General features: G+C 68.6%; 20 protein-coding genes and 1 pseudogene. 13 read left to right on the top strand and 8 right to left on the bottom strand.

Translation table 11 applies throughout. The features are described 5' to 3' along the window. Positions 1–148 precede the first annotated feature (148 nt). The 6 genes from ABLE92_RS14445 to ABLE92_RS14420 all read left to right on the top strand — a co-directional run bounded on the left by ABLE92_RS14445 (position 149) and on the right by ABLE92_RS14420 (position 7843). A complete protein-coding gene (locus tag ABLE92_RS14445) occupies positions 149–1177 on the top strand; it encodes a hypothetical protein (RefSeq protein WP_348805472.1) in 1029 nt (342 codons plus the stop codon). Continuing rightward, positions 1174–1857, top strand: a complete 684-nt coding sequence (locus ABLE92_RS14440; protein WP_348805471.1) for a DUF4129 domain-containing protein — start codon at positions 1174–1176, stop codon at positions 1855–1857. The genes ABLE92_RS14445 and ABLE92_RS14440 overlap by 4 nt, the downstream gene beginning before the upstream one ends. Further along, positions 1854–3161: a DUF4350 domain-containing protein gene (locus ABLE92_RS14435; protein ID WP_348805470.1), complete on the top strand. Its 1308-nt coding sequence runs from the start codon at positions 1854–1856 to the stop codon at positions 3159–3161. Before ABLE92_RS14440 ends, ABLE92_RS14435 begins: the two co-directional genes overlap by 4 nt. After that, the gene (locus ABLE92_RS14430; RefSeq protein ID WP_348805469.1) at positions 3158–4210 is read left to right on the top strand and encodes an AAA family ATPase; all 1053 of its coding nucleotides are present in this window, start codon (positions 3158–3160) and stop codon (positions 4208–4210) included. The genes ABLE92_RS14435 and ABLE92_RS14430 overlap by 4 nt, the downstream gene beginning before the upstream one ends. Then, a complete protein-coding gene (locus ABLE92_RS14425) occupies positions 4210–5499 on the top strand; it encodes a DUF58 domain-containing protein (RefSeq protein WP_348805467.1) in 1290 nt (429 codons plus the stop codon). The genes ABLE92_RS14430 and ABLE92_RS14425 overlap by 1 nt, the downstream gene beginning before the upstream one ends. Before the next feature lie 268 nt (positions 5500–5767). Further along, on the top strand, positions 5768–7843 hold the full coding sequence (locus ABLE92_RS14420) for a DUF222 domain-containing protein (RefSeq protein ID WP_348805466.1): 2076 nt from the start codon (positions 5768–5770) through the stop codon (positions 7841–7843). 25 nt (positions 7844–7868) lie between these two features. Here ABLE92_RS14420 and ABLE92_RS14415 read toward each other — a convergent pair whose 3' ends face one another. Both ABLE92_RS14415 and ABLE92_RS14410 read right to left on the bottom strand, forming a co-directional pair. Beyond that, entirely contained in the window at positions 7869–8396 is a 528-nt protein-coding gene (locus ABLE92_RS14415) for a GNAT family N-acetyltransferase (protein WP_348805465.1), read from the bottom strand. Positions 8397–8401: 5 nt separating this feature from the next. Continuing rightward, positions 8402–9394 (bottom strand): stage II sporulation protein M, encoded by a 993-nt coding sequence (locus ABLE92_RS14410; RefSeq protein WP_348805464.1) that lies wholly within the window; start codon positions 9392–9394, stop codon positions 8402–8404. A gap of 111 nt (positions 9395–9505) precedes the next feature. Between ABLE92_RS14410 and ABLE92_RS14405 the strand changes: the two genes are divergently transcribed. Beyond that, entirely contained in the window at positions 9506–10375 is an 870-nt protein-coding gene (locus ABLE92_RS14405; RefSeq protein WP_496560808.1) for an RDD family protein, read from the top strand. A gap of 3 nt (positions 10376–10378) precedes the next feature. On the opposite strand, the gene ABLE92_RS14400 is transcribed toward ABLE92_RS14405, so the two are convergent. Continuing rightward, complete coding sequence (locus tag ABLE92_RS14400; protein ID WP_348805463.1) at positions 10379–11572, bottom strand: acyl-CoA dehydrogenase family protein; 1194 nt, start codon at positions 11570–11572, stop codon at positions 10379–10381. Positions 11573–11700: 128 nt separating this feature from the next. Between ABLE92_RS14400 and ABLE92_RS14395 the strand changes: the two genes are divergently transcribed. Beyond that, positions 11701–12033, top strand: a complete 333-nt coding sequence (locus ABLE92_RS14395; RefSeq protein ID WP_348805462.1) for a TfoX/Sxy family protein — start codon at positions 11701–11703, stop codon at positions 12031–12033. A 32-nt stretch (positions 12034–12065) separates the two neighbouring features. On the opposite strand, the gene leuS is transcribed toward ABLE92_RS14395, so the two are convergent. Continuing rightward, entirely contained in the window at positions 12066–14981 is a 2916-nt protein-coding gene (gene leuS, locus ABLE92_RS14390; protein ID WP_348805461.1) for a leucine--tRNA ligase, read from the bottom strand. A 100-nt stretch (positions 14982–15081) separates the two neighbouring features. On the opposite strand from leuS, the gene ABLE92_RS14385 reads away from it, so the two are divergent. Continuing rightward, a complete protein-coding gene (locus ABLE92_RS14385) occupies positions 15082–15645 on the top strand; it encodes an SdpI family protein (protein ID WP_348805460.1) in 564 nt (187 codons plus the stop codon). Between the two features lie 6 nt (positions 15646–15651). After that, on the top strand, positions 15652–16650 hold the full coding sequence (locus ABLE92_RS14380) for a bile acid:sodium symporter family protein (protein WP_348805459.1): 999 nt from the start codon (positions 15652–15654) through the stop codon (positions 16648–16650). A gap of 231 nt (positions 16651–16881) precedes the next feature. Here ABLE92_RS14380 and ABLE92_RS14375 read toward each other — a convergent pair. Then, positions 16882–17196: pseudogene (locus ABLE92_RS14375) on the bottom strand (DedA family protein); the annotation flags it as partial. Between the two features lie 154 nt (positions 17197–17350). Next, a complete protein-coding gene (locus ABLE92_RS14370; RefSeq protein ID WP_348805458.1) occupies positions 17351–18025 on the bottom strand; it encodes a YqgE/AlgH family protein in 675 nt (224 codons plus the stop codon). 36 nt (positions 18026–18061) lie between these two features. On the opposite strand from ABLE92_RS14370, the gene ABLE92_RS14365 reads away from it, so the two are divergent. Continuing rightward, complete coding sequence (locus ABLE92_RS14365) at positions 18062–19369, top strand: MFS transporter (protein ID WP_348805457.1); 1308 nt, start codon at positions 18062–18064, stop codon at positions 19367–19369. Here ABLE92_RS14365 and ABLE92_RS14360 read toward each other — a convergent pair. Continuing rightward, the gene (locus ABLE92_RS14360; RefSeq protein ID WP_348805456.1) at positions 19339–19920 is read right to left on the bottom strand and encodes a hypothetical protein; all 582 of its coding nucleotides are present in this window, start codon (positions 19918–19920) and stop codon (positions 19339–19341) included. The two genes, ABLE92_RS14365 and ABLE92_RS14360, sit on opposite strands and share 31 nt — an antisense overlap. Before the next feature lie 18 nt (positions 19921–19938). Here ABLE92_RS14360 and ABLE92_RS14355 point away from each other — a divergent pair, with 18 nt between their 5' ends. Then, positions 19939–21033, top strand: coding sequence for an aminotransferase class V-fold PLP-dependent enzyme (locus ABLE92_RS14355; RefSeq protein WP_348805455.1), 1095 nt, complete (start codon positions 19939–19941; stop codon positions 21031–21033). 28 nt (positions 21034–21061) lie between these two features. On the opposite strand, the gene ABLE92_RS14350 is transcribed toward ABLE92_RS14355, so the two are convergent. Further along, on the bottom strand, positions 21062–22525 hold the full coding sequence (locus ABLE92_RS14350) for a CCA tRNA nucleotidyltransferase (RefSeq protein ID WP_348805454.1): 1464 nt from the start codon (positions 22523–22525) through the stop codon (positions 21062–21064). A 91-nt stretch (positions 22526–22616) separates the two neighbouring features. Between ABLE92_RS14350 and ABLE92_RS14345 the strand changes: the two genes are divergently transcribed. After that, positions 22617–24029, top strand: a complete 1413-nt coding sequence (locus ABLE92_RS14345) for an NUDIX hydrolase (protein WP_348805453.1) — start codon at positions 22617–22619, stop codon at positions 24027–24029. Positions 24030–24075 lie beyond the last annotated feature (46 nt).

Below are 24075 nucleotides of genomic sequence, written 5' to 3'. Positions count from 1 at the left end.
GATCAAACGATCGGGACTGACGCCGCGTCGGCAGGCGGGGCAGGGTTGGGTGTTTGATATGTTCGCCGACACGTTGGCGAACGCCGATGCGTGCTCAAACGAACCGGGGATCACGCGCGACCCCGACGACCCGCTGTGAGGAGCCGCGATGACCTACCCACCGGACGGGCCCACGGGTCCGCAAGGGGGTTCGGTGCAGTGGGATCCGGTGCCGAGTGGTCCGGTGCAGTGGGGATCGGCCATCGGCGGACCGCAGCCACCGCCGGTGTGGCAGCAGCCGACACCCGCGCACAAGCCCGGCGTCGTACCGTTGCGGCCGCTCGACACACGTGACCTGATCGACGCCACGTTCTCGGCGATCCGATTCTTCCCCGGCATCACCTTCGGGATCACGGCCGGTCTCACCGCTCTCCTGACCGTCGTCTCGGCCGTCCTCGCCGCAGTGATCGTCACCGTCGAATCCGGCGGACATCCCGACCTCACGTCGTGGTTGGGCGCGATGGACAACGACTGGGCGAACTCACTGATCGGCGCGGCGGTCGTGGCCCTGGCGGCCGGCCCCCTGGCCTACCCGCTCAACGCCGCCGCGGTCGGCGTGCGCACCACGTGGGCGGAACTGTGGGCTCAGGTCCGTCCCGTCGGCGGGCGCATCCTGGCGGTGGCGCTGGTGCTGTGCGGGGTGTTCTGCATTCCCGACGTCGTCGTCCTCGCCCTCGATTCGCTGACGGGCGGCGACGACGATCTCGTCGTCGCGGCCATCCTCCTCGTCGGAGTCGCGGCGATCATCCCGACCATCTGGGTCACCGTGCGGATCGCGCTCGCCCCGGCGGCGGTGGTGATCGAACGGCTCGGCCCGCTCGCCGCGATCCGCCGGTCCGCGACGCTGACGCACCGATCCTTCTGGCGCTACTTCGTTGTGCTGCTCCTCATCTGGATCCTCTCCGGGATCATCAACGGGGTGCTGGGTATGTCATCGGAGATGATCTCCGATGCCACCGGAAGCGGCGGGGTGGCCGCCCTCGTCTCCGCAGCGGTTCTGGTACCGCTGATCACCGCGCTGGTCTCCCCCGTCGAGGCGATCGCGACGTCGCTGCTGCACGTCGACGCCCGGATCCGGCGCGAGGGCTACGACCAACAACTCGCCCAGATCGCCGCCGCGCGGGGAGGCCCGCGATGAGCGGCTCGATCATCCTTCTCGCCGACGGACTCTCGCCTGACAACGACCAGGCCCGCCAGTGGGCCCGCGACGAGTTGTCGGGATCGCGCTATCAGCCCCCACAACCCGGTCTGCTCGACCGACTCGCCGACGGGCTCTCGCGCTGGTTCACCGACCGGGTCGGGGATCTGCTCTGGTCGGATGCGAGTGTCGCCACGATCATCGGGGTCGTGCTGGGGCTGCTCGTCCTCGCATTGATCGTCTACGCGCTACTCTTCGTCCGCCGCACGCCACGCTCCGATTCCGACGCCGAGGTCGGTCCGGTCCTGGGCGGTGACCCGTTGTCGGCCAAGGAGTTTCGTCGCAAGGCCGAGGAGATGCTCGCCGCCGGCGATCACGACGGATGTGTACGCGAGGCGATGCGTGCGCTGACCCGGCGCTCCGCCGAACGGGGTGTGCTGCGCGACGCCCCGTCGCTGACCGCACACGAGGTGGCGGTGCGCCTACGCACGCCGTTCCCCGACCACGGACGCGAACTCACCTACGCGGCCAACCTGTTCGACGCGGTGGTCTACGGATACCGGCACGCCACCGCCGAGCAGGCCCGCCTCGTCCTCGATCTCGATGAGTCCCTGCGCGCGACCCGGCCGGCGACGTCGACGACACCCGCTGCCGTCGAGGGATTCGCGGTGCCGCGATGACCACCGACGTCTCTGCCGGAGGCACCGCCGCCGCATCGACGGGCCCGGTGCCGGCCCCGCCCCGCCGGAACCGCCGGCGGGCCCTGTGGATCTGGTTGCCGATTGCCGCGGTCATCCTGGTCATCGTCGCGATCCTGGCGATCGTCGCCGTCGGCGGGTCCGCCGACGACCGCGGCAACTCCGTCCCCGGCGATCCCGGCAATTACAGCGGGAACGGTTCCAGTGCCCTCGCGAACATCATCGGTGACCACGGCGTCGACGTGAAGGTCGTTCGCGGACTTGCCGATCTGACGGTCACCCCGAAACCCGACGGCGACACCACCGTCGTGGTCACCAACACGCCGGCGATGACCGCCGAGACCGCCCGGGCGTTTGCCGAGCGGGTCCGGGGCGCGAGACGGGTGGTGCTCGTCGACGCGAACGATACGGTGCTGGACGCCCTCGGTCTCCCGGTGACCGAGTCGAGCAGTGTGGTTTTCGGCCAGTCGGACATCCGTGCGGACTGCAGCGTCGCCGGAATCGAACCGACCGATACGGTGACGCCGTCGACCGCCCACTACGTGGCCACCGATGCGTCGTCGACGGTGTCGTGCTTCCCCTCCGGGTCGGCGAACGATCCGGCGGCGGGAACACCCGGCGCCGAGGTGGTGGTCGCCGATCCCTCGGCCGACCTGCCCGAGACGATCGTGATGACCGGCGCGATGACCACCAACTCCGATCTGGCCGACGTCGACAATGCCGGGGTCACCGTGCGCACCATGGCCACCGGCGACAACGTGCTCTGGTACGTTCCCCGGCCCTCCGATCGTGTCGAGAGCGAGGACGACGATGAGGAATCCGTCCTCCCGTCGATCGTGTGGCCATTGTTCTTCCTCGCCTTCTTCGTCGCGATCGCCGTCTCGCTGTGGCGTGGACGCCGATTCGGACCACTTGTCGCCGAACCACTTCCGGCCGTCGTCAAGGCCATCGAGACGACCCGGTCACGGGGACGCCTCTACCGCAAGGCCGCCGACGCCGGGCGTGCCGCGGCGATTCTGCGCGTGCACACCACCGCGTCGATCGCCCGCTACCTCGGCCTGGCCTACGACCCGGTCCGGGCCCTCGACGCGATCTCCTCGGACACGCCGATCGAGCACGACCCGGCGCTGGATTCCGTCGTTGCCGCCGTCGCGTCGGCGACCGGACGCGACTCCCGGCAGGTCGCCGCGCTGCTGGCCGGCCCACTCCCCACCGACGACACCCAGCTGGCGCAGTTCACCTCCGACCTGACCGACCTCGAGAAGGAAGTTCGACGCACACCATGACCTCTGAACCCGCGACCCCTCACCCCACTGCGCCCTCCGAGCCCGCCGTCTCCGTCGCCAAGGACACCGCCGGAGCCACGGACACTGCCGGAGCCGCAGCCCGCGATCCACGTCAGACCCTGGGTGCGGTCCGCGCCGAGGTCGCCAAAGCGGTTGTCGGACAAGACCCGGCCGTCGCCGGTATCCTCATCGCGCTGCTGTGCCGTGGTCACATCCTGCTCGAAGGTGTTCCGGGAGTGGCGAAAACCCTGCTGGTGCGATCGGTGGCGCAGGCGTTGGCGGTGGACACCAAACGGGTGCAGTTCACCCCGGATCTGATGCCCGGTGACGTCACCGGCTCGCTGATCTTCGACAACGCCACCTCCGAGTTCACCTTCCGGCCCGGCCCCGTCTTCACCAATCTGCTTCTCGCCGACGAGATCAACCGCACCCCACCCAAGACCCAGGCCTCCCTGCTGGAGGCGATGGAGGAACGTCAGGTCTCCGTCGACGGTGTGCCGCGGCCGCTGCCCGACCCGTTCCTGGTGGCGGCCACCCAGAATCCCGTCGAATACGAGGGCACCTATCCGCTGCCCGAGGCCCAGTTGGACCGGTTCCTCCTGAAGGTCACGTTGCCGATCCCGCCGCGCGACGACGAGATCACCGTATTGAGCAGGCACGCAGCCGGATTCAACCCGCGCGACCTGACCGCCGCGGGCCTGCGACCGGTGGCCTCGGCGGCCGACATCGTGGCCGGCGCCGACGCGATCCGGCATGTGGCGGTGGCGCCGGCGATCGCCGCGTACATCGTCGACATCGCGCGCGCCACCCGCAGTTCGCCGTCGCTGGCATTGGGGGTCAGTCCGCGCGGTGCCACCGCATTGTTGTCCACGAGCCGTGCCTGGGCGTGGCTGTCCGGCCGTGACTTCGTCACCCCGGACGACGTCAAGGCACTCGCGCAATCGACTCTGGCCCATCGGCTCTCGTTGCGTCCGGAGGCGGAGTTGGAGGGCGTCTCGGTGGCCGCGGTGCTCGACGCCGCGATCCACTCGGTGCCGGTCCCGCGCTGATGGTGCTGACCGGCCGCTTCGTCGCCCTCCTCGCGCTGGGCATCATTCCCGCGGTGGTGTTCCCCCACGTGTGGGTGGTGTTGCTGTGGGTGTTCGCCTGCGCGGTGGTGATGGCGGTCGATCTGCTCGCGGCCGGTTCGACGGCACTGCGACTGTATCGCCTTCCGTCGGCACCAATCCGTCTCGGCGGTGCCGGTTCGTCGGTGATCGTCGCCGAGAATGTCGGGACCCGGAGATTCAGAGGGCGGCTGCGTGATTCGTGGCAGCCCTCGGCCGGGGTGCGGTCCGGTGAGCACGACCTCGACATCCCGCCGGGGGAACGCCGGGAACTGACCACGGTTCTGGTGCCGGTGCGTCGCGGTGATCGGCTCGCGGTACGCGCGACCATCCGACGCCCCGGTCCGCTCGGCCTGGCCGCACGACAGCACAGCTATCCCCTGCCCGGGGTGATTCGTGCTCTGCCACCGTTCAATTCACGCAAGCATCTCCCGTCACGCCTGGCCCGACTACGCCAGCTCGACGGTCGGTCGGCCGTGCGTATCCGCGGTCAGGGCACCGAATTCGATTCGCTGCGTGACTATGTCGAGGGCGATGACGTCCGCAGCATCGACTGGCGCGCGACGGCACGCCGACGCTCGGTGGTGGTGCGCACCTGGCAACCGGAGAAGGACCGCCACATCATCATCGTGCTGGACACCTCACGGACCTCCGCCGCACGCGTCGGTGACGCGCCCCGCCTCGACGCGGCGATGGATGCGGCACTGCTGTTGTCGGCGTTGGCCGCCCACGCCGGTGATCGGGTCGACCTGATCGCCGGTGACCGGGTGATCCACCGACGTGTCGTCGGATCGCCGCGCACCACCCTCCTCGGCGACCTGGTCAACGCGATGACCGAGCTGCAACCGGCTCTGCTGGAGGCGGATTGGCCGTTGCTCGCCGCCGAGGTCACCACGCTTACGCGCCAACGGGCGCTGGTCGTGCTGCTCACGCCGCTCGAACCGGCCGCGGTGGAGGAATCGCTGCTGGCTCCACTGTCGGTGCTCGCGTTGCGGCACAAGGTGATCATCGGCTCGGTCCGCGACCCGGCGGTGGAGGAGATGAGTGCGCGACGCGACGACGCCGCCGAGATCTACGAGGCAGCCGCGGCGGCGCGCACCCTGATGGTGCGTGAACGGACCGAATCGGCGCTGGGACGCATCGGGGTCGACGTGGTCGATGCCGATCCCGAACACCTCCCGGCCGCTCTGGCCGATCACTACCTGGTGCTCAAGTCACGCGGGCTGTTGTAGCAGTTTCGGTGGGGCCCTTCGTGATTCGATGCGCGGCCGAGTGCCGACGATCCTGCGAGTAGGAGTATTCGCCGGACCGAGCGGGTCGCGGTCGGGGCCACCGTCCGTCACCCGACGTCGGGCGCGGAGCTGAGTTGTCCCCAGAAGTCGATTGGTCCACAGATGGGGTGGCCGATCGTCGGCGTGAACGGTTTTGTCGGTGGCCGTCTTTACAATGATGGTCAGATCGAAGAGAGCTTCGACGGTCATCTTGTTCGAGGGGGCGAGGGTGAGCAGCATTCCATGGAGCGCGCGGATTCGTGGGGATGTGCGCGACGCGTTGTTGAAGCAGGGGCCGTCGCCGTGGCCGGGGTTGCCGCCGGAGTTTCTGTTCGGGGTGGATCCGGATCGGTTGGATCAGCATTCGATCAACGAGGTGTTGGTCGCGATGACCGAGTTGGATCGGTGCCGTTCCTATATGGCGTGGCTGGATTCGTATTTCACCGCGTATGTGGTGAGGTGTCTGACCGACCGGCCGTTGGACGAGTCGGCGGAGTACGCGCAGATCGCGGCCGAACACATCTCCCGCACCCGCAACCTGGCGATGGTGACCACCCGGCGGATGCTGGATGAGGCGATCGTGATGGCCACCCGCCTGCCGAAGACGGGGCGGGCACTACGCGAGGGGCGGATCAGCCACAGCCAGTTCCGGACCCTGATCGACCGCACCAACCTGCTCGATCCGGGGCCGGCCTTGCATCCGAACACCGCGCTGGTCGACGCAGCGATCGCCGAGCGGTTGTTCAGCAGGCAGGGGCAGTGGCCGGCGACGAGTTTGCGGGACATGGTCGACAAGATCGTGTTCCAGCATGCTCCGGACGCCGTGCGGGAACCGCGGAAACGGAACCTGGACAAGCGGGGTGTGTTCACTCATTTCGAGGGGGATGGGACCGGGGAGATCACCGGCACCATGTCCGCGGAGAACATCACGATCGCGGAGAAGACGATCGCCGCCCTGGCCGACTGCGCCTGCCGGAAAGACCCGCGGACGCGGCGGCAACGCCAGGCCGATGCCATGTACTCGTTGTTGTCGGGGACGCAGTTCGCGTGTGAATGCGGCAAAGAGGACTGCCCCGCCGACATTCCGGAACCGGGCTGTATTCCGGATGTGCAGATCGTGCTGCACGTCATCGCCGATGAGACCACCGCTGCGGCGATCGAGGAACGCCAACAGGAACAGGAGCGCCAGGAACAGGAGCGCCAGGAACAGGAGCGGCAGGCGCAAGGACGGGGACGGTCCGATGCCGGCGACGAATCCGGTGGAGGTGCACGCCAATCGGTAGTTCAGTCGCGCCGTACGGAACCGAAGCCCGCATCCGAGCCGGATCTCGAGCCTGAGCTCGAGAAGGAACCCGAGCCCGAGCCGGCCACGCATACCGACACGCGTGCGGTGCAGATGACTCTGCCCGACGAATGCGGCTCGGACGCCGAGAGCGCAAGCGCAGAAACGGATGTCGCTGCGGAACCGCCACCCGAACCCGCCGACGATGGACCTCCCGATGCGGCGCCCGACGATGACACGGACGCCGCGCCCGCCGACGCCGAATCCCGCTCGGGCAGCACCGTTTCGGCCGCCGAGATGCCGATCGACGGGAACCTCGGCTACCTCGTCGGGCAGGGTGCGGTCATCCCCGAGCAGATCCTCGATCTGATCAGCCGATACCCGACCACGATCCGACGGATGGTGCCCAAGGGCGTGAATCCCGAGGACGTCGAACTCCCGTCGGCGTTGCCGTCGGATCCATACCGACTGTCGACGGCGTTGGACACATTCATCCGGATGCGTCACGGTGAGTGCGTCATCCCCGCCTGCCGGGGTAGTGCCTTCGACGGCGATTGTGATCACGTGCACGAATACGACCACGAGCACCCCGAACTCGGTGGACAGACCACCCCCGACGGGCTGAACGCCAAGTGCCGTGGACATCACCTGCAGAAAACGCACTCCCGCTGGCTCGATGACCAGTACCGCGACGAGAACGGACGGCTGGTCACCGTCTTCACCACGCCGGAAGGGCTGAACATTCCGGGGCCGGCGGAAACCCTCGAAGACTTCTTCGGCGGGTTGCGTCGCTACCGGTTCGCCGACCCACCAGCCGCACCACCGGCACCACGGGAACCCGGGGTCATCCCCACCAGCAAGCGGGATCGGCTCGCCGCCAAGTACGAACGGCGACGCCGCGAACGCGAACGCAACCGGACCCGCATCGCCGATGGCGTCGACCCTTTGAACCCGCCACGCCCGAGACGACGCAAGAAGCGATACCCCGTCGTGCCTGATGACGGCGCACCACCACCCTTCTGAGGTGACTCCGATCAGCTACTGAATGTCACAGCTCATCGAAGGGTGCGGCGTACCGAAACGTGCCGCGGATCGGCGATTCCGATTGCCCCTCCGGGATTCGCAGTGCCTGAAAGTGCCTACCCCACTCGGGGTCCGGTGCTTCGATCCCCAGGTCGGCGGCCGTCCGGAAGCCGAACCGGGCGTAGTACTCGGGATCGCCGAGCAACGCGAGGACGTGCTCGCCGGCGGCCGCCGCGTCGTCGATCAGCCGCGTCATGAGGGCCGAACCGATGCCACCGCCCTGGGCGTGCGGGATGACCGCGAGGGGCCCGATGCCGATCGCGGGATCGTCGCCGACCCAGCCGCGGGTGCCGATCACGAAGCCGACGATCTCACCGTCGTCGACGGCGACGAGCGACAGAGCGAGCAGATAGCCGTCGTCGGCGAACAACGCGTCGGTCAACGCGGCCTCGACCGCGTCCTCCCCATCGGTGCCGTCGTCGAAGGCCGCCAAAATGATGTCCCGGATACGGGGTCGATCCTGCGTCGTCTCCTGGCGGATGTCGATCGTCATCCGACTCACGCTACCGGTGCCATGAAATCACGGTCGGCGGCGTCGATGTCGCCGCGCTCGCCGTCGTTGTACGCCCACCGTCCGAGCGTGAAGACGTAGACGAAGAAGCCGACCCACACGGTGACACCGATCCCGATGCGCGCCCAGGTGGGCAGCGGCGACGGCGTGACGAAGGCCTCGATGATGCCGGTGATCAGCAGCAGCCCCACCAGCCCGAGGGCGATGCCGATGGCGGCGCGACCCTGCGCGGCCAGCGACTGCAGCCTCGGCGTGTCGCCGGGCGCCACCCACGCCCAGAAGACGCGGAGTCCGACGCCGGCGGCCACGAACAGGCAGGTCATCTCCAGCAGCCCATGGGGGGTGATGAGGCCGAAGAACACGTCGGCGCGGCCGTGCCGGATCATGATCGACGCGGTGACGGCGAGGTTGAGCACGTTGCTCCACAGCACCATGATCACCGGTAACCCGAACACCCCGAAGGCGATACAGGTGGCCGCGAGCCAGAAGTTGTTGGACCACACGCGAAATGCGAACGAGGTTGCCGCGTGCTCGGAGTAGTAGTTCGCGAAGTCGTTGTTGACGAGTTCCTCGATCTCCTGTGGTGAGCCGAAACTGGTCTCCACCCGCGGATGATCGAGGAACCACCACGTCAACGCCACCATGGCGAGCACCGAGGCGATCATCGTCGTCAGCCACCACCAGCGGGTCGCATACAGCGCGGCCGGGAAGGTGCGTCCGAGGTAACGCCCGAGGGTCGCCCAGGCGCCGAGTTTGACCCCGGCCGCCCGCGACCGCGCCCGGGCCAGCAGCGACGACAGGTATCCGACGAGCGCGGGGTCGGGGGCGCTGGATCGGATCACCGACAGGTGCGTCGCCACCTTCTGATACTCGTCGATCATCTCGTCGGCCTCCGAGCCGGTGAGCCGACGCCGACGCGACAATTCGTCGAGTCGGTCCCAGGTCGGCTTCTTGGCCGCCACGTAGGCATCGAGATCCACGCCGACATGGTAGTGGCTGCGATGTTCACCGGGGCCGATCCGGCCACGGCACCGTCATTCGGTCGGCTGTCCGCCGAAGCCGCGGCCGACGTGCTGGTTAGAGTGTCGCGTATGTATCCGATGGCTCCCCCGTCGCCGCGCGGGCCGTACCCGGCCGCGCCGGCGGGCACCGCGGCCTGGGGTCGGGGCGTACCCGCGACGGTGGGCGTCGGCCGCGACGATCTGGTGTCCGGGGAGGCGGTCGCCCTCGATCTGCCCGCCGCATCGCTGGGACTGCGCATCGCGTCCGGCCTCATCGACTTCGTCGTGGGGATGGCCGTCCTGATCTTCCTGCTGTGGCTGTCGTTCAAATTGGCCACCGACGAGGCCCTGTTCGGCGCCTGCGCCACGATGTCGGTGGTGCTGGCGTGGGCGGCGCTGCCGACGATCGTGGAGACCACCACCCGGGGCAAGACCCTGGGGCATCTGGCGCTCGGCCTGCGTACCGTCCGCGACGACGCCGGGCCGATCCAGTTCCGGCATGCGTTGACGCGCGCCATGCTCGGCGTCGTCGAGATCTACACCTTCTTCGGCGTCCCGGCGCTCATCGCGTCGGCCATCAGCCGGAAGAACAAACGCCTCGGCGACATGGTCGCCGGGACGTACGTGATCCGCGACCGCTTCCGCTTCCAGATGCCCGACCCCGTCGGCATGCCGCCGATGCTCGAACCCTGGGCGCGGACCGCCGACCTCTCGTCGATACCGGACTCGACCGCCATCTCACTGCGCCTGTTCCTCACGCGCGCCGAGCAGTACACCCCGGCCGCGCGTCGCGCGCTGTCGGATCGGCTGATCATCGCGGTCGCGCCGTACGTGGCACCCGCCCCGCCGTCGGGCGCACCGTATGAACTCGTGCTCGCGGCGATCCTCGCCGAACGACGCCGACGCGACGCCGAGCGCCTGGCCCGCGAAGAGCGGCTGCGACGTAACCTGTTGCGCTGAAACCTACTTCAGGTCGGCGCTGGACTTCCCGAGGATCCGGCGGGCGATGATCAGTTGCTGGATCTGCTGGGTGCCCTCGAAGATGTCGAGGATCTTGGCGTCGCGCGCCCACTTCTCCAGCAGCATCGTCTCCGAATATGCCGCCGTCGCACCGAGTTCCACCGCCTTGTTGGTGACGTCGGTGACCATCCGTCCGGCCTTGGCCTTCGACATCGACGCCTCGAGGGAGTTCGGCTGCTTGTTGTCGGCCATCCAGGCGGCCCGCAGCGCGAGCAACCACGATGCCTCCCAATCGGATTCGAGGCGGATGAACTCCGCGACCGCGGCATGCATCGTGGTCGTGGACGCGTCGTAGTCGATCGTGTGGCCGGCACCCTCGAGCAGGGCCCGCAGTTCTTCGAGGGCGGCGCGGCCCACGCCGACCGCCATCGCCGCCACCACCGGACGGGTGTTGTCGAAGGTCTGCATGACCCCGGCGAACGCCTTCTTGGTCTCGACCTCCGGGGAACCGAGCAGGTGATCGGCGGGTACGCGGGCGTTCTCGAACCGCAGCACGGCGGTGTCGGAGGCACGGATGCCCAGCTTGTGCTCGAGCCGCACCACGCTGACACCGTCGGCATCGAGCGGGACGACGAAACTCTTGATGGCCGCGCGGCCGGCACTCTTGTCCACGGTGGCCCACACGACGACGTGATCGGCGCGCGAACCCGCGGTCACGAAGATCTTCTCCCCGTTGATGACGTAGTCGTCGCCGTCGCGGGTGGCGGTCGTGGAGACGGCGGCCGAGTCGGAACCGAAGCTCGGCTCGGTGATCGCCATGGCCGCCCACACCCCGGCGAACTTCTCGAGCTGTTCGGGGTTGGCCACCGCCGAGATCGCGGCGTTACCGAGTCCCTGATACGGAATCGATAGCATCAGGGCGACGTCGCCCCAGCCCATCTCCACGCCGTGCAGCACGCCGCGGATGTTGGCGCCGTTGACGGTGTCGGCCGTCGACGACGGCTCCGCCTTCTCGGCCTCCCTGGTCTTGGCCCGCGACTCCTTGACCAGTTTGCCCAGTTCATCGAGCTCTTTGGGGTACTCATGCTCGGCCGCATCATAGGTGCGGGAGATCGGCCGGAAGATGTGCTCGGCCGCCAGGTGTGCCTGTTCGACCGCGGAGTCGAACTTCTTCGGGAGTTCGAGGTTGATCGCCATGGGCCTATCTTACTCATCGGTAAGATAGACGCAAGTGTGGTGCACGATATAGCCACGAACTCTCACCGAGACAATCACGGTCGCCGACGCCGCTGGCCGCACACACCGATGCGTCCTACCCTCGTGGGGTGGCCTACGACGAGGATCTCGCCCTCCGCATCCGCGCGATGCTGGCTGCCGAATCCAACGTCGACGAGAAGCCGATGTTCGGCGGCCTGGCATTCCTCATCAACGGCAACATGGTGCTCGCGGCGAGCTCACGCGGCGGCCTGATGGTCCGGGTACCGCCCGAGGAAACCGAGACCCTGCTCGAGTACCCGCACACCGATCCGATGATCATGTCCGGCCGGCAGACGCGCGGATGGATCCGCGTCACCGACGAGGGTGTGCGCACCGAACGCCAGCTCACCCGCTGGGTGACCCTCGGCTCCGACTACGCCCGGAAACTGCCGGGGAAGTAGGTCACTTCCCCGGCCCACGCGTCATCGAGTGCTCACGGCACGATGTTGACGAGCCGTCCGGGCACCACGATCACCTTGCGCGGCTCACCGTCGAGCAGGCCGACGATCTTCTCGTCGGCGAGTGCGGCGGTCCGCAACGTGGCCTCGTCGGCGTCGGCGGCGACCTGAATGACGCTGCGCTTCTTGCCTTTCACCTGCACCACGATCTCGACGGTGTCCTCCACCAGCAGGGCGTCGTCGGCGATCGGGAACGGTCCGCGCACCAGCAGATCCTCGTGACCGAGACGGTGCCACAGTTCCTCGGCGATGTGCGGGGCCAGCGGCGCCAGCATCAGCACCAGCGGCTCGACGATCGCGCGGGGCGCGCCGGTGGCCTCGAAATTCTTCGTCAGGTGATTGGTCAGCACGGTCAGCTTGGCGACCGCGGTGTTGTTGCGCAGCGCCTCGTAATCCTCCCGCACACCGGCAATCGTCTTGTGCAGCAGGCGAAGTGTGTCCTCATCGGCGTCGGCGTCGCTGACCCGGCCGGCGCCGGTCTCCTCGTCGACGACGAGCCGCCAGATGCGCTGCAGGAAGCGCTGCGACCCGACGACGTCCTTGGTGGCCCACGGCCGCGACTGATCCAGCGGTCCCATGAACATCTCGTAGACGCGCAGGGTGTCGGCGCCGTAGTCGGTAGCGATGTCGTCGGGGGTCACCGAGTTCTTCAGCGACTTGCCCATCTTGCCGTACTCCTGGGTGACCGGCTCACCGTTGTAGAAGAAGCCGCCGTCGCGTTCGGTCACCTCCTCGGCCGGCACGTAGATGCCGCGGGCGTCCTTGTAGGCATACGCCTGGATCATGCCCTGGTTGAACAGCTTTCGGTACGGTTCCCGGCTCGTCACGTAGCCGAGGTCGAAGAGCACCTTGTGCCAGAAGCGTGAATACAGCAGGTGCAGCACCGCATGCTCGACACCACCGATGTAGAGGTCGAGCCCACCGGGATCGTTCGGACCGTGCAGCGCCGGTCGCGGACCCATCCAGTACGCCTCGTTCTCCTTGGCGCACAACGTGTCCTCGTTGGTGGGATCGATGTAGCGCAGTTGGTACCAGGAGCTGCCCGCCCACTGCGGCATCACGTTGGCGTCGCGGGTGTAGGTCTTGAGCCCGTCACCCAGGTCGAGTTCCACGGTCATCCAGTCGGTGGCCTTGGCCAGCGGCGGCGACGGTTCGGAATCGGCGTCCTCCGGATCGAAGGAGACCGGTGCGTAGTCGTCGACCTCCGGGAGTTCCACCGGCAGCATCGATTCCGGCAACACGTGCGCCTGTCCGGCGTCGTCGTAGACGATCGGGAACGGCTCACCCCAGTAGCGCTGCCGCGCGAACAGCCAGTCCCGCAACTTGTACTGGATGGTGCCGGTACCGGCGCCACGCTCCTCGAGCCAGGCGATGATCGCGGCCTTCGCCTCCTCGACGCGCATGCCGTCGAGGAAGTCGGAGTTCACCAGCGGGCCGTCGCCGACGAAGGCCTCGGCGTCCACACCCTGCTCGGAGCCGATGACCTCACGGATCGGCAACCCGAAGACGGTCGCGAACTCGTGGTCACGGGTGTCGTGGGCGGGCACCGCCATGATGGCGCCGGTGCCGTATCCCATCAGCACGTAGTCGGCGATGAACACCGGAACATCGCGCCCGTCAACGGGATTGGTGGCGAAGGTGCCGGTGAAGACACCGGTCTTCTCCTTGTTCTCCTGCCGTTCCAGATCCGACTTCGCGGCGATCGAGCTGCGGTAGGCGGCGATCGCGTCGGCCGGGGTGGCGGCCTGCGCCGTCCAGCGCTCATCGGTGCCGTCGGGCCAGGCGCCCGCGGTCAGCGTGTCCACCAGCGGATGCTCGGGACTGAGCACCATATAGGTGGCGCCGAACAGCGTGTCCGGCCGGGTGGTGAACACCTCGATCGCGGCGTCGGCGGACGGGACCGCGAAACGCACCTGCGCACCACGCGAGCGCCCGATCCAGTTGCGCTGCATGGTCTTGACCTTCTCCGGCCAGTCCAGGTCGTCGAGATCGTCGAGCAGCCGGTCGGAGTACGCGGTGATCCGCATCATCCACTGCCGCAGGTGCTTGCGGAACACCGGGAAGTTGCCGCGGTCGCTGCGGCCGTCGGCGGTGACCTCCTCGTTGGCCAGCACGGTGCCCAGACCCGGGCACCAGTTGACCAGCGAATCACTCTGGTACACAAGACGATAGGAGTCGATGACCTCGTTGCGCCCGGCACCGCTCAGCTCCGCCCAGGTTTGGCCCGCATACGCGGTGCCGTCGAGAGTGCGTGCGCCGGAGTCGAATTCGTCGATCAGCTCCGAGATGGGGCGGGCCTTACCCTGCTCGGCATCGTAGAAGGCGTTGTAGATCTGGGCGAAGATCCACTGCGTCCACCGGTAGAAGTCGACATCGGTGGTGGCCACCCGCCGACGCTCGTCATGGCCGAGACCCAGACGGCGGATCTGTCCGAGGTAGCGCTCGATGTTGGCCTCGGTGGTCGTGCGCGGATGGGTTCCGGTCTGCACCGCATACTGCTCGGCGGGCAGCCCGAAGGAGTCGAAGCCCATCGTGTGCAGCACGTTCTTGCCGATCATCCGCTGATAGCGGGCGTAGACGTCGCTGGCGATGAAGCCGAGCGGATGCCCGACGTGCAGGCCCGCCCCCGACGGATACGGGAACATGTCCTGCACGAACACCTTGTCCGGGGCGTCGGCCGACGCGCCGCCGTAGGGGGTCAGGTCACCGGCGAGCGGGCCCACCGGGTTGGGCGCCTCGTAGGCGTGCCGATCGGCCCAGTTCCGCTGCCAGCGCCGCTCGATCTGACCGGCGAGCTCGGCGGTGTAACGGTGGGTGCCGGGGGCACCGTCGGCCACCGATGAGGCGCCTGCCGAGGAGCCGTTGCTGCGCGAAGTATCCGCTGAAGTCACTCCACCAGCGTAAATGGTCGCCTCTGCGCGTCTGCACCGGCGGCCCGGCCGCGCAGGCGCCGGTTTCGCCCCGACGGCGCCGGGCTCGTATGGTGGTCGGGTGAGTGTCGTGTCCATCATCGTCGCCGTCGTCGTCTTCGTGCCGGCCCTGGTGTGGCTTGCCGTCGGCGTCGCGGGTCTGCGCGGAACGCTGCGCCGCAACCGGTGGGTGGGCGTGCGCTCGCCCGAGACGCTGAGCTCCGACGACGCCTTCGCCGTGGCCAACCGGGTCGCCGCGCCGGGCACGATCGGCGCCGCCGTGATCCTTCTCGCCGGCGGCCTGCTCACCCTCGGTGTCGATTCCGCATGGTCATACCTCTTCGGCGTGGGTGCCGCGGTGGGCGCGCTGATCATCGTCGGCGCGGTCAGCGGCTACGCGGTGCGCGCGGCCCGGTGGGCGTCGTCCGAGGACTCCGATGCGGGCTGCTCCTGCTGTTCGGGCGCGGACGCCCATGATCACGATGAGGCACCCGCCACAACGAAATCCGCGACTGCCGGTTCCGATGCCGCAGGCTCCGTGACCGCCGGCTCCGAGGCCGCCGACTGCGGCGAGTCGAGCTGCGCGTCGTGCACCCTGCGCGGGGCCTGCCTCGGCGACGACGACACCGCCACCAGCCGGGTCTGAGCGTCGGTGCGTTCTCTGCTGAGCCGTTCCCCCATCGACGGCTTCATCCTCGCAATCCTCGCCGCAGTGGGTATCGCCGCGATCTTCCCGGCCCGCGGCACCTTCGCCGACGTCCTCGACTGGGTGGTCGTCGTCGCGATCGCTCTGCTGTTCTTCCTCTACGGTGCGCGGCTGCATCCGCGTCAGGCCCTCGAGGGGCTGGCGCACTGGCGACTGCACCTGATCATCCTGTCGTTCACCTTCGTCGCCTTCCCGCTGATCGGGCTCGCACTGCAACCGGTGCTGCGTCCCCTGCTCGGCCACGACCTCGCCGCCGGCATGCTCTACCTGTGCCTGGTCCCCTCGACGGTGCAGTCCTCCATCGCGTTCACCTCGATCGCGCGGGGCAATGTGGCCGGCGCGATCGTCAGTGCGTCGGCGTCGAATCTGATCGGGGTGGTGCTCACCCCGCTGCTGGTGGTGGCGTTGATGTCGGGGACCAACGGCGTGCACATCACCGGCTCGTCGATCGGGAAGATCGTCGCCGAGATCCTCGTCCCGTTCGTCCTCGGACAACTGTGCCGGCCCTGGGTGAGCCCCTTCCTGAAGCGGTTCGCCGAACCCACCAAGCTCGTCGACCGCGGCTCCATCGTGCTGGTGGTCTACGCGGCGTTCAGTGAGGGCGTGCGCAACGGCATCTGGTCGATCGTCGACGCGTGGCAGGTGGTGGCGATGGCGGCGATCGCGACCGCGTTGGTGGTGGCGATGCTGTGGTTCACCGGCTGGCTGCCGCGTCGGCTGCACTTCAGCCGCGAGGACGTCATCGCGATCCAGTTCTGCGGAACGAAGAAGAGCCTGGCCACCGGGCTACCGATGGCGACGGTCCTGTTCAGCGGCTCGGTGGTCGGTCTGATCGTGCTGCCGCTGATGATCTTCCACCAGATCCAGCTCATCATCTGCTCCTGGATGGCCACCCGCTACGCCCGGGAAGCCGCCGCCGACACCTCCGACGAGGCCGCCCGCTGAGCCGAGAGGCTCCTCGATCACCGGGCCGAGCGGCTCCTCGATCACCGGGCCGGCGCGGTGATGCCAGCGGGCCATCGCCCACTTCCCGGCCAGCAGCACCGCCACCAGCGACACCACCACGAGAACCGCGTACAGCAGGATCGTCGCACCCAGCACGGCGCCGGCGAAGAAGCCGACCAGCAGCACCGTCGTCACCCAGCTGACGGCGCCGACCACGTCGGCCGCACCGAATCGGGCGAACCGCATCTGCGTCATCCCCGCCACCCGCGGCACGATCGACCGGACGTAACCGATCCACCGGCCCGTCGTCACGACGACGATCCCGGAGGTGTCGATCCGTTGCTGCGCGCGGTCCCAGCGCTGCTCCCCGAACCGGCGGCCCAACGCCGAACCACGCAACCGCGGTCCGCCGAGACGACCCAGCCAGTAGCCGGTGACATCACCGGCGATCGCACAGATGCACGCGATCACGATCAACGCGACGATGTTGGTCTGGCCGACCGCGGCGGCCACTCCCGCCGCCAGCAGCAATGCCTCGCTGGGCATGATCAGCCCCGCCAACAGCAACGCCGTCTCGGCATACACCGCCCCGCCGGCGATCAGATACACCGCCCACGCAGGCACCGACTCGATCACGTGGATCAACCAATCGGCGAAAGCGTTCACCCTCGCGACGATAACCGCAGAACGGTCACATCACTCAATTCATGGATACGTCGACCGGGTGGGTGGCCAGCAGCGGCATCGGCCAGGGCTGTCGGCGCAGGACGTCGGCCCAGATGTCGACCGAGGGCGGGGCCAGCACATCCCGAGGCAGCGCCGACGCCAGCATCCAGCTGTCGGTCTCCATCTCCGAGTCGAGTTGCCCGATTCCCCAGCCGGCGTAACCGGCGAAGATCCGCACCCCCTCGACGACGGTCGCGATGAGTTCCGGGTCGGCGTCGAGGTCGATGAGCGCGACCCGGCCGCTGACCGGGCGGATCGCCTCGACATCGCCGACATCCACGCCGCGTCGGATCACGCCGAGGCACAGGGCCGAATCCTGCTTCACCGGACCGCCGATGAACAGGGCCCGCGGCGCCGCGGTGACGTCGGTCCACGACGGCATCACATTGTGCACCGCGGTCTGGCTGAGCCGATTGATCACGACGCCGAGACTGCCGGCGTCGTTGTGTTCGATGACGTAGATGACCGTGCGGGCGAAGGTCGGTTCGATCAGATCCGTCGACGCCAACAGCAGTGTGCCGGGCCGGATGGAGTTCGCCGATTCGATGTCGCGGGCCGCATCCGCGCTCGACCCACCACCCCCGATGCCGTCGGGCAGATCCGGGGTGGGATCGTCTGCGCTGTCACCGCCGTCCACGAGAACCATCATCGCATGGCTGCCCGGCCCAGTCGGTACTGTAGGCCCGTGAACCCCACGGCGACTCATGGCGCGTCCTCGTGGAAGACCTTTACCCATTCCCTGCATCATTCGCCGGGGTTGTCCCGGCTCCTCGCCGTACGCCTGACCAGCCAACTGACCGACGGCGTCTTCCAGGCCGCCCTCATCGGCGGGGTGCTGTTCAATCCGGAACGGCACGCCGACCCGTTGGCGGCCGCGCTCGGATTCGCCGTGCTGCTGCTTCCCTATTCGGTGCTCGGTCCGTTCGCCGGCGCATTGCTCGACCGCTGGGACCGACGCAGTGTCCTGTTGTGGGCGAACGTCATCCGCGCGGTCCTGATCGGGCTCGTCGCCATCGCGATCGCCACCGGCAGTCCCGACACGCTCGTGCTCATCAGTGCGCTGGCCGTCACCGGCGCCAGCCGATTCGTCGCGTCCGGGTTGTCGGCGTCGTTGCCGCATGTCGCGCACCGCGAGGTGATCGTCGCGGTCAACGCCCTGTTCACCACGTTGGGCGGGGCGATGCTGTCGGTGGGTGCGGGGATCGCCTTCGGCGTCCGCGACCTCGTCGGTACCGGCAACGTGGGTAGCGCCGAGACCACCCTGGCCGGCGTGCTCATCGCTCTCATCGCGGCGATCATCGCGCGCGGTTTCCCGCCGCGGCTGCTCGGACCCGACCAGCCCGACGACATCGGGCATTCGGCGCTGCACGCGGTCGCCGTGGGTTTCGGGCACGGCACCCGGGCGATTGTTCACTGCAAACCGGCCGCCGCCGCGCTCTCGGCCATCGGGGTGCATCGTCTCGTGTTCGGTCTGAACACCCTGATGCTGTTCGTCTTCGCCCGGCACACCGGCCAGGGCGACGGCCTGGCGACCATCAGCCTGGTGCTCGGTCTCGTCGCCGCGGGTGCGTTCGTGGCGGCCTTCACCACGCCGCTGTCGGTGGCCCGATTCGGGCGACGCACCACCCTGATCGCGACGCTGGCACTCGGCGCGGCCGCCGAACTGATCCTGCTCACCTTCACCGTGCCCGGCTTCTGCGTCGCCGCCCTACTGCTCGGCCTCGTCGGCCAGACCACCAAACTGTGCGGTGACGTCGCCATGCAGGTCGACATCGGCGACAGCGTCCGCGGCCAGGTGTTCTCCGCCCAGGATGCGCTGTTCAACATCGCCTACGTGATCGCCATGGTGATCACCGCGCTGGTCATCGGGCCGACCGGGCGCTCGGTGGCGTTGGTGATCATCGGGTCGTTGGTCTATGTGTGCGGTGTGTTCGCGGTGCGCGCCATCCAGCCGGCGGTGTCTCACCGCGACCCGGTGGCACCCTCCTCGTAATCATCGACGACCCCGTCGCCGTCGGTGTCGACGAGGATCTGATCGGCGGTGCCGTCGTGGTCGTCGTCGATGGACAATCGGCGGACGGCTCCCCCCTCGACGATCACCTCCACGTCGGGGACGCCGTCGCCGTCGAGGTCATGTGACTCGACGCGGGTCGGTGGCGGGGTCGGTGGAGTGGCGGGTGTCTCCGGCTCCGCGGACGGCGGCGCCGGTGCCGCCTCCCCCGGCCGGGCGGTCGGGATCGCCCACACCCCGTTGCCGCTGTCGCGGAAACACGCCTCCCCGGTGCCGTCATCGTCGAGGTCGAGGGCAGCCACATCGACGACACCGTCGCCGTCGACATCCCACATCAGGTCGTCGGCGCGCCCGTCGCCGTCGAAGTCCAGCCACAGCGCGTTGCGCACGCCGTCACCGTCGGGATCGGCATCGGCGGCGGTGTGCCAGTGGGTGGGATCACCGTCGCCGGTGCCGAAGAAATACTCGAGGACCGGTTCCATGTCGAGTTGGACGCAGCGCGACGCCGGTCGGTTCCATCCGATTTCACCCACACGGTAGGTTCTTGGGCTATGTATGTCAGCGTTCTCGGTGAAACGTTCCACCGGGCACGTCTCACCCCGGCACTCACCCACCTGGATTCGGCCTCGGCGGGGCGCTCCTCCAACGCCGTCGTCGGGACCATCTCGGCGCATCTGTGGCGCGAGGCCGAACGCGGTTCCTACGTGGCCGCCGACGACCGTGCCGATGAGTTCGCCCGTGACACAAGAGATCTCGCAGCACTCGTCGGTCATACCGCCGACGAGATCATCTTCCGGGAGAGCGCTCGGGCGGCGCTGCGGGCGCTGCTCAACGGCTGGAGTCTGCCGGTGTCGTCGACGGTGTGGGTCACCAAGAATGAGTTCGGACCCAACCTGGTGGAATTCGAACGCCGCGGATATGCGGTGCGCCCGCTGCCCGACGGCGATGTCTACGGCCACGTCGACCTCGACGCCCTGGAGAACATGCTGCAGTTCGAGCAGCCCGACTTCATCCACGTCTGTCACATCGGGTCGATGTCGGGGGTGGTGCAGCCGGTGGCTCGCATCGTCGAGATCGCCCACGCCGCACACGTTCCCGTCGTCGTCGACATGGCCCAGTCGGTCGGGCACGTCCCGACGGTCACCGGCGCCGACATCGTCTACGGCACCAGCCGCAAATGGCTCACCGGACCACGCGGCGTCGGATTCCTGGCCGTGCGCCGCGACTCGCTGCGCACCGTCGACATCGAGAGCTCCGAGGCATTCCTGGCGGGCCGGCTCGGGCTCGGCGTCGCCGTCGCCGAACTCGCCCAGGTCGGTCAGCAACGCGTCTACCGGGAACTCGCCGCGATCGGCCGCGCCACCCGGGAGCGACTCGACGGCATCGGCAGCTGGGAGATCCTCGAACCCGTCGACGAACCGTCGGCGCTGGTCACGCTCGCGCCGCCGCCGGGCTGGCAGCCCGCGGACCTGCGCGCGGCACGCGACCGCTTGTTCGACGACCTCGGAATTCTGGTGACCGCCGCCGACTCGTGGCGTGCGCCGCTCGCCGGTGATCAGTCGGTGCTGCGGATCAGCCCGCACCTCGACCTGCGTCGCGAGGACCTCGACCGCCTCGCCGACGCGCTGCGCACGATGGGGTACTGACAGACAGCCATCGGAGGCCGGGCGCCACTCAGGACTGCCCGTTCTCCGCCCACCACGCCCGCAGCGCCTCCTCCGCCTCCTCGTGGGTGAGCGGACCCCGATCCAGACGCAGTTCCTTGAGATACCGCCACGCCTTGCCGACCAGCGGTCCCGGCGGCACGTCGAGGATCTCCATGATCGCGTTGCCGTCGAGGTCCGGGCGCACCCGGGCGAGATCCTCGGCCGCACGCAGCTGCTCGATCCGCGCCTCGAGGTCGTCGTAGTTGGACTGCAGCCGCCTGGCCCGGCGCTTGTTGCGCGTCGTGCAGTCGGCCCGGACCAGCTTGTGCAACCGTTCCAGCAGCGGCCCGGCGTCGGTGACGTAGCGGCGCACCGCCGAATCCGTCCAGGTGCCGTCGCCATAGCCGTGGAACCGCAGGTGCAGGAACACCAGATTCGCGACGTCCTCCACCACGGCCTTCGGATACTTCAGCGCGCGCATCCGCTTGCGGACCATCTTGGCGCCGACCACCTCGTGGTGATGGAAGCTGACGCCGCCGTTCGGTTCGTGACGACGCGTCGCCGGCTTGCCGATGTCGTGCAGCAGTGCCGCCCACCGCAGGACCAGATCGGGATCGCCGTCCTCGAGATCGATGGCCTGCCGCAACACCGTCAACGAGTGCTGATAGACGTCCTTGTGCTGGTGGTGTTCGTCGATCGTCAACTGCATCCCGGGTACCTCCGGCAGGATGCGTTGCGCCAGACCGGTCGACACCATCAGCTCGATCGCCTCGATCGGATGCTCCCCGGTGATCATCTTGTCCAGCTCGGCACGGACGCGTTCGGCGGTGATCCGCTCGATCTGCCCGGACATCTCGGTGATCGCGTCGGCGACCCGCGGCGCCACCCGGAATCCGAGCTGCGAGACGAACCGCACCGCGCGCAGCATCCGCAGCGGATCGTCGTCGAAGGACTCCTGCGGGGTCGCGGGGGTGTCGATCACCCCGGCCAGCGCCGCCGACAACCCGTCCAGCGGATCGTGGAACTCCTCGGCGCCGCCACGCCCGATCCGCACCGCCATCGCGTTGATCGTGAAGTCGCGCCGCACCAGGTCGTCGTCGATCGACGATCCGAAGGTCACCACCGGGTTGCGTCCGACGCGGTCGTACTTGTCCGCGCGGTACGTGGTGATCTCGAGGATCAGGTCGTTGCGCCGTGCGCTGACGGTGCCGAATTCGATCCCGGCGTCCCACAACGCGTCGGCCCAGCCGCGAAGCAGCTCCTGGACCTGCTCGGGGCGGGCATCGGTGGTGAAATCCAGGTCGGTGCCGAGCCTGCCGAGCACCGCATCCCGGACGGATCCGCCGACGAGATACAGCTCGTGGCCGGCGTCGGCGAACAAGGTGCCCAGTGGCTCGGTGATGTCCGACAGACCGCGCAAGGAGACCGCCGCCGCCGCCAGGAGCCGGGTCCGGCGCTCGGCGGTGTCCGGGTCATCACTGCGCTGCGTCACGGCACGCCAGCCTACCGGCCACCGTCGACACCCGATCGGTACCGGCACCATGTGGGCAAACAGCAGGTGACCAGCCGCTAGCATCGAAGGCGTGTCCCCCGATCCGCCCACCGACCCCCGAGACGCCTCCGGCGACGTCGGCGCTGGTCGTGGACCCCACATCGACGGTGGACACCATCGCACCGGAGCAACCACCCCGGAAACCTCGATGGATCCGCACCCGGCCCGTGGCACCCCCGGACAGGGTCGGCGCCGCCCACGGCGCGGCCGGCGGCGTCGCCGCTCCCCCGAACCCCGCGCCACCGCCGACACGCACGCCCCGGCCGACACGACCGACACCGACGCCGAGGTCCGGCGGCCATCACCGGCCGATCTGGCCGGTCGGACCCGCCGCCCACACGGTGGCGCGGCGAGTGACACCCCGACCGACACCCCGGTGAACGGATCGCCGACCGCCACGAACCCGACCGTCAACGGTCACCCCGGCCCCCACCCCACCCGCCCGCACCCCGCCGAGCCGCCCACCGAGCGGGCCGTGGCCCACAAGTCACCGAAACCCGGCGACCGGCGGGTGACACCCGGTGACATGCGGACAAAGCCCGGCGACATGCGGACAAAGCCCGGCGACATGCGGACAAAGCCCGGCGACATGCGGACAAAGCCCGGCGACAATCGGACAAAGCCCGGCGACAATCGGAACCCGGCCCCCGGGGACGCCGCCGCGATGAGCGCTGCCCGGGTGTCCGGGCCGAAGCCGTCGGACATGGCGGCGGTGATGACGGCCAAGATCACCAAGACCGGCCTGAGTCAGGACACCTCGGCACCGACCGCGGTCACCCCGACCACCCGCAATCGTCGACGCGGCAGCAAACGACCCGAAAAGGGCGAGCGCCTGCGCACGGTCCGCGAGACCTCCGCCGGCGGCCTGGTGCTCTCCGACCTCGACCTTCCCGTCGAGGAGTTGGCGGCCGCACTGATCGGCCGCGTCGACCGTCGTGGCCGGATGATGTGGTCACTGCCCAAGGGCCACATCGAAACCGGTGAGACCGCCGAACAGACAGCCGTTCGCGAGGTCGCCGAGGAGACCGGTATCCAGGGCACCGTGGTCGCCCCGCTGGGCAAGATCGACTACTGGTTCGTCAGCGAGGGCCGACGCATCCACAAGACGGTGCATCACTATCTGCTGCGCAGCGTCGGCGGGGAGTTGTCCGACGAGGATTACGAGGTCAGCGAGGTCGCGTGGGTGCCATTGCACGAGCTTCCGCGCCGCCTGACGTACTCTGACGAGCGTCGACTGGCCCGGATGGCCCGCGGTGTCATCGCCGACCTGACTGGGGATCCCGACCGGTTGGCCGAGTCCGAGGCGCAGAGCAGTCGGACAGAACCCAACGCATATGAGAGAGCCGCAGCCGCCCGCAATCAGCGCCGAAATGAGCCGCCACCCCCGGCCCGCTCGCGTCGGCGTCGCAGGCGTCCCCGCCGCCCGGCCGCCGGTGATGGCTGACCCGCACCCCACTCATCGTCGCCGTCGGAACGTCATTGCCATCCCT

Origin of the sequence: Gordonia oleivorans, assembly GCF_040044975.1 — a bacterium.
Lineage (GTDB): Bacteria > Actinomycetota > Actinomycetes > Mycobacteriales > Mycobacteriaceae > Gordonia > Gordonia oleivorans.
Note: the sequence above shows the minus strand (reverse complement) of the source record. Positions and strands in the feature narration are given on the sequence as shown.

What these genes read in the sequence shown, in the direction of transcription:
- ABLE92_RS14445 (WP_348805472.1), top strand. Translation starts at nt 149, where the DNA reads ATGACCTACCCACCGGACGGGCCCACGGGTCCGCAAGGGGGTTCGGTG.
- ABLE92_RS14440 (WP_348805471.1), top strand. Translation starts at nt 1,174, where the DNA reads ATGAGCGGCTCGATCATCCTTCTCGCCGACGGACTCTCGCCTGACAAC.
- ABLE92_RS14435 (WP_348805470.1), top strand. Translation starts at nt 1,854, where the DNA reads ATGACCACCGACGTCTCTGCCGGAGGCACCGCCGCCGCATCGACGGGC.
- ABLE92_RS14430 (WP_348805469.1), top strand. Translation starts at nt 3,158, where the DNA reads ATGACCTCTGAACCCGCGACCCCTCACCCCACTGCGCCCTCCGAGCCC.
- ABLE92_RS14425 (WP_348805467.1), top strand. Translation starts at nt 4,210, where the DNA reads ATGGTGCTGACCGGCCGCTTCGTCGCCCTCCTCGCGCTGGGCATCATT.
- ABLE92_RS14415 (WP_348805465.1), bottom strand. Translation starts at nt 8,396, where the DNA reads ATGACGATCGACATCCGCCAGGAGACGACGCAGGATCGACCCCGTATC.
- ABLE92_RS14405 (WP_496560808.1), top strand. Translation starts at nt 9,506, where the DNA reads ATGTATCCGATGGCTCCCCCGTCGCCGCGCGGGCCGTACCCGGCCGCG.
- ABLE92_RS14400 (WP_348805463.1), bottom strand. Translation starts at nt 11,572, where the DNA reads ATGGCGATCAACCTCGAACTCCCGAAGAAGTTCGACTCCGCGGTCGAA.
- ABLE92_RS14370 (WP_348805458.1), bottom strand. Translation starts at nt 18,025, where the DNA reads ATGATGGTTCTCGTGGACGGCGGTGACAGCGCAGACGATCCCACCCCG.
- ABLE92_RS14355 (WP_348805455.1), top strand. Translation starts at nt 19,939, where the DNA reads ATGTATGTCAGCGTTCTCGGTGAAACGTTCCACCGGGCACGTCTCACC.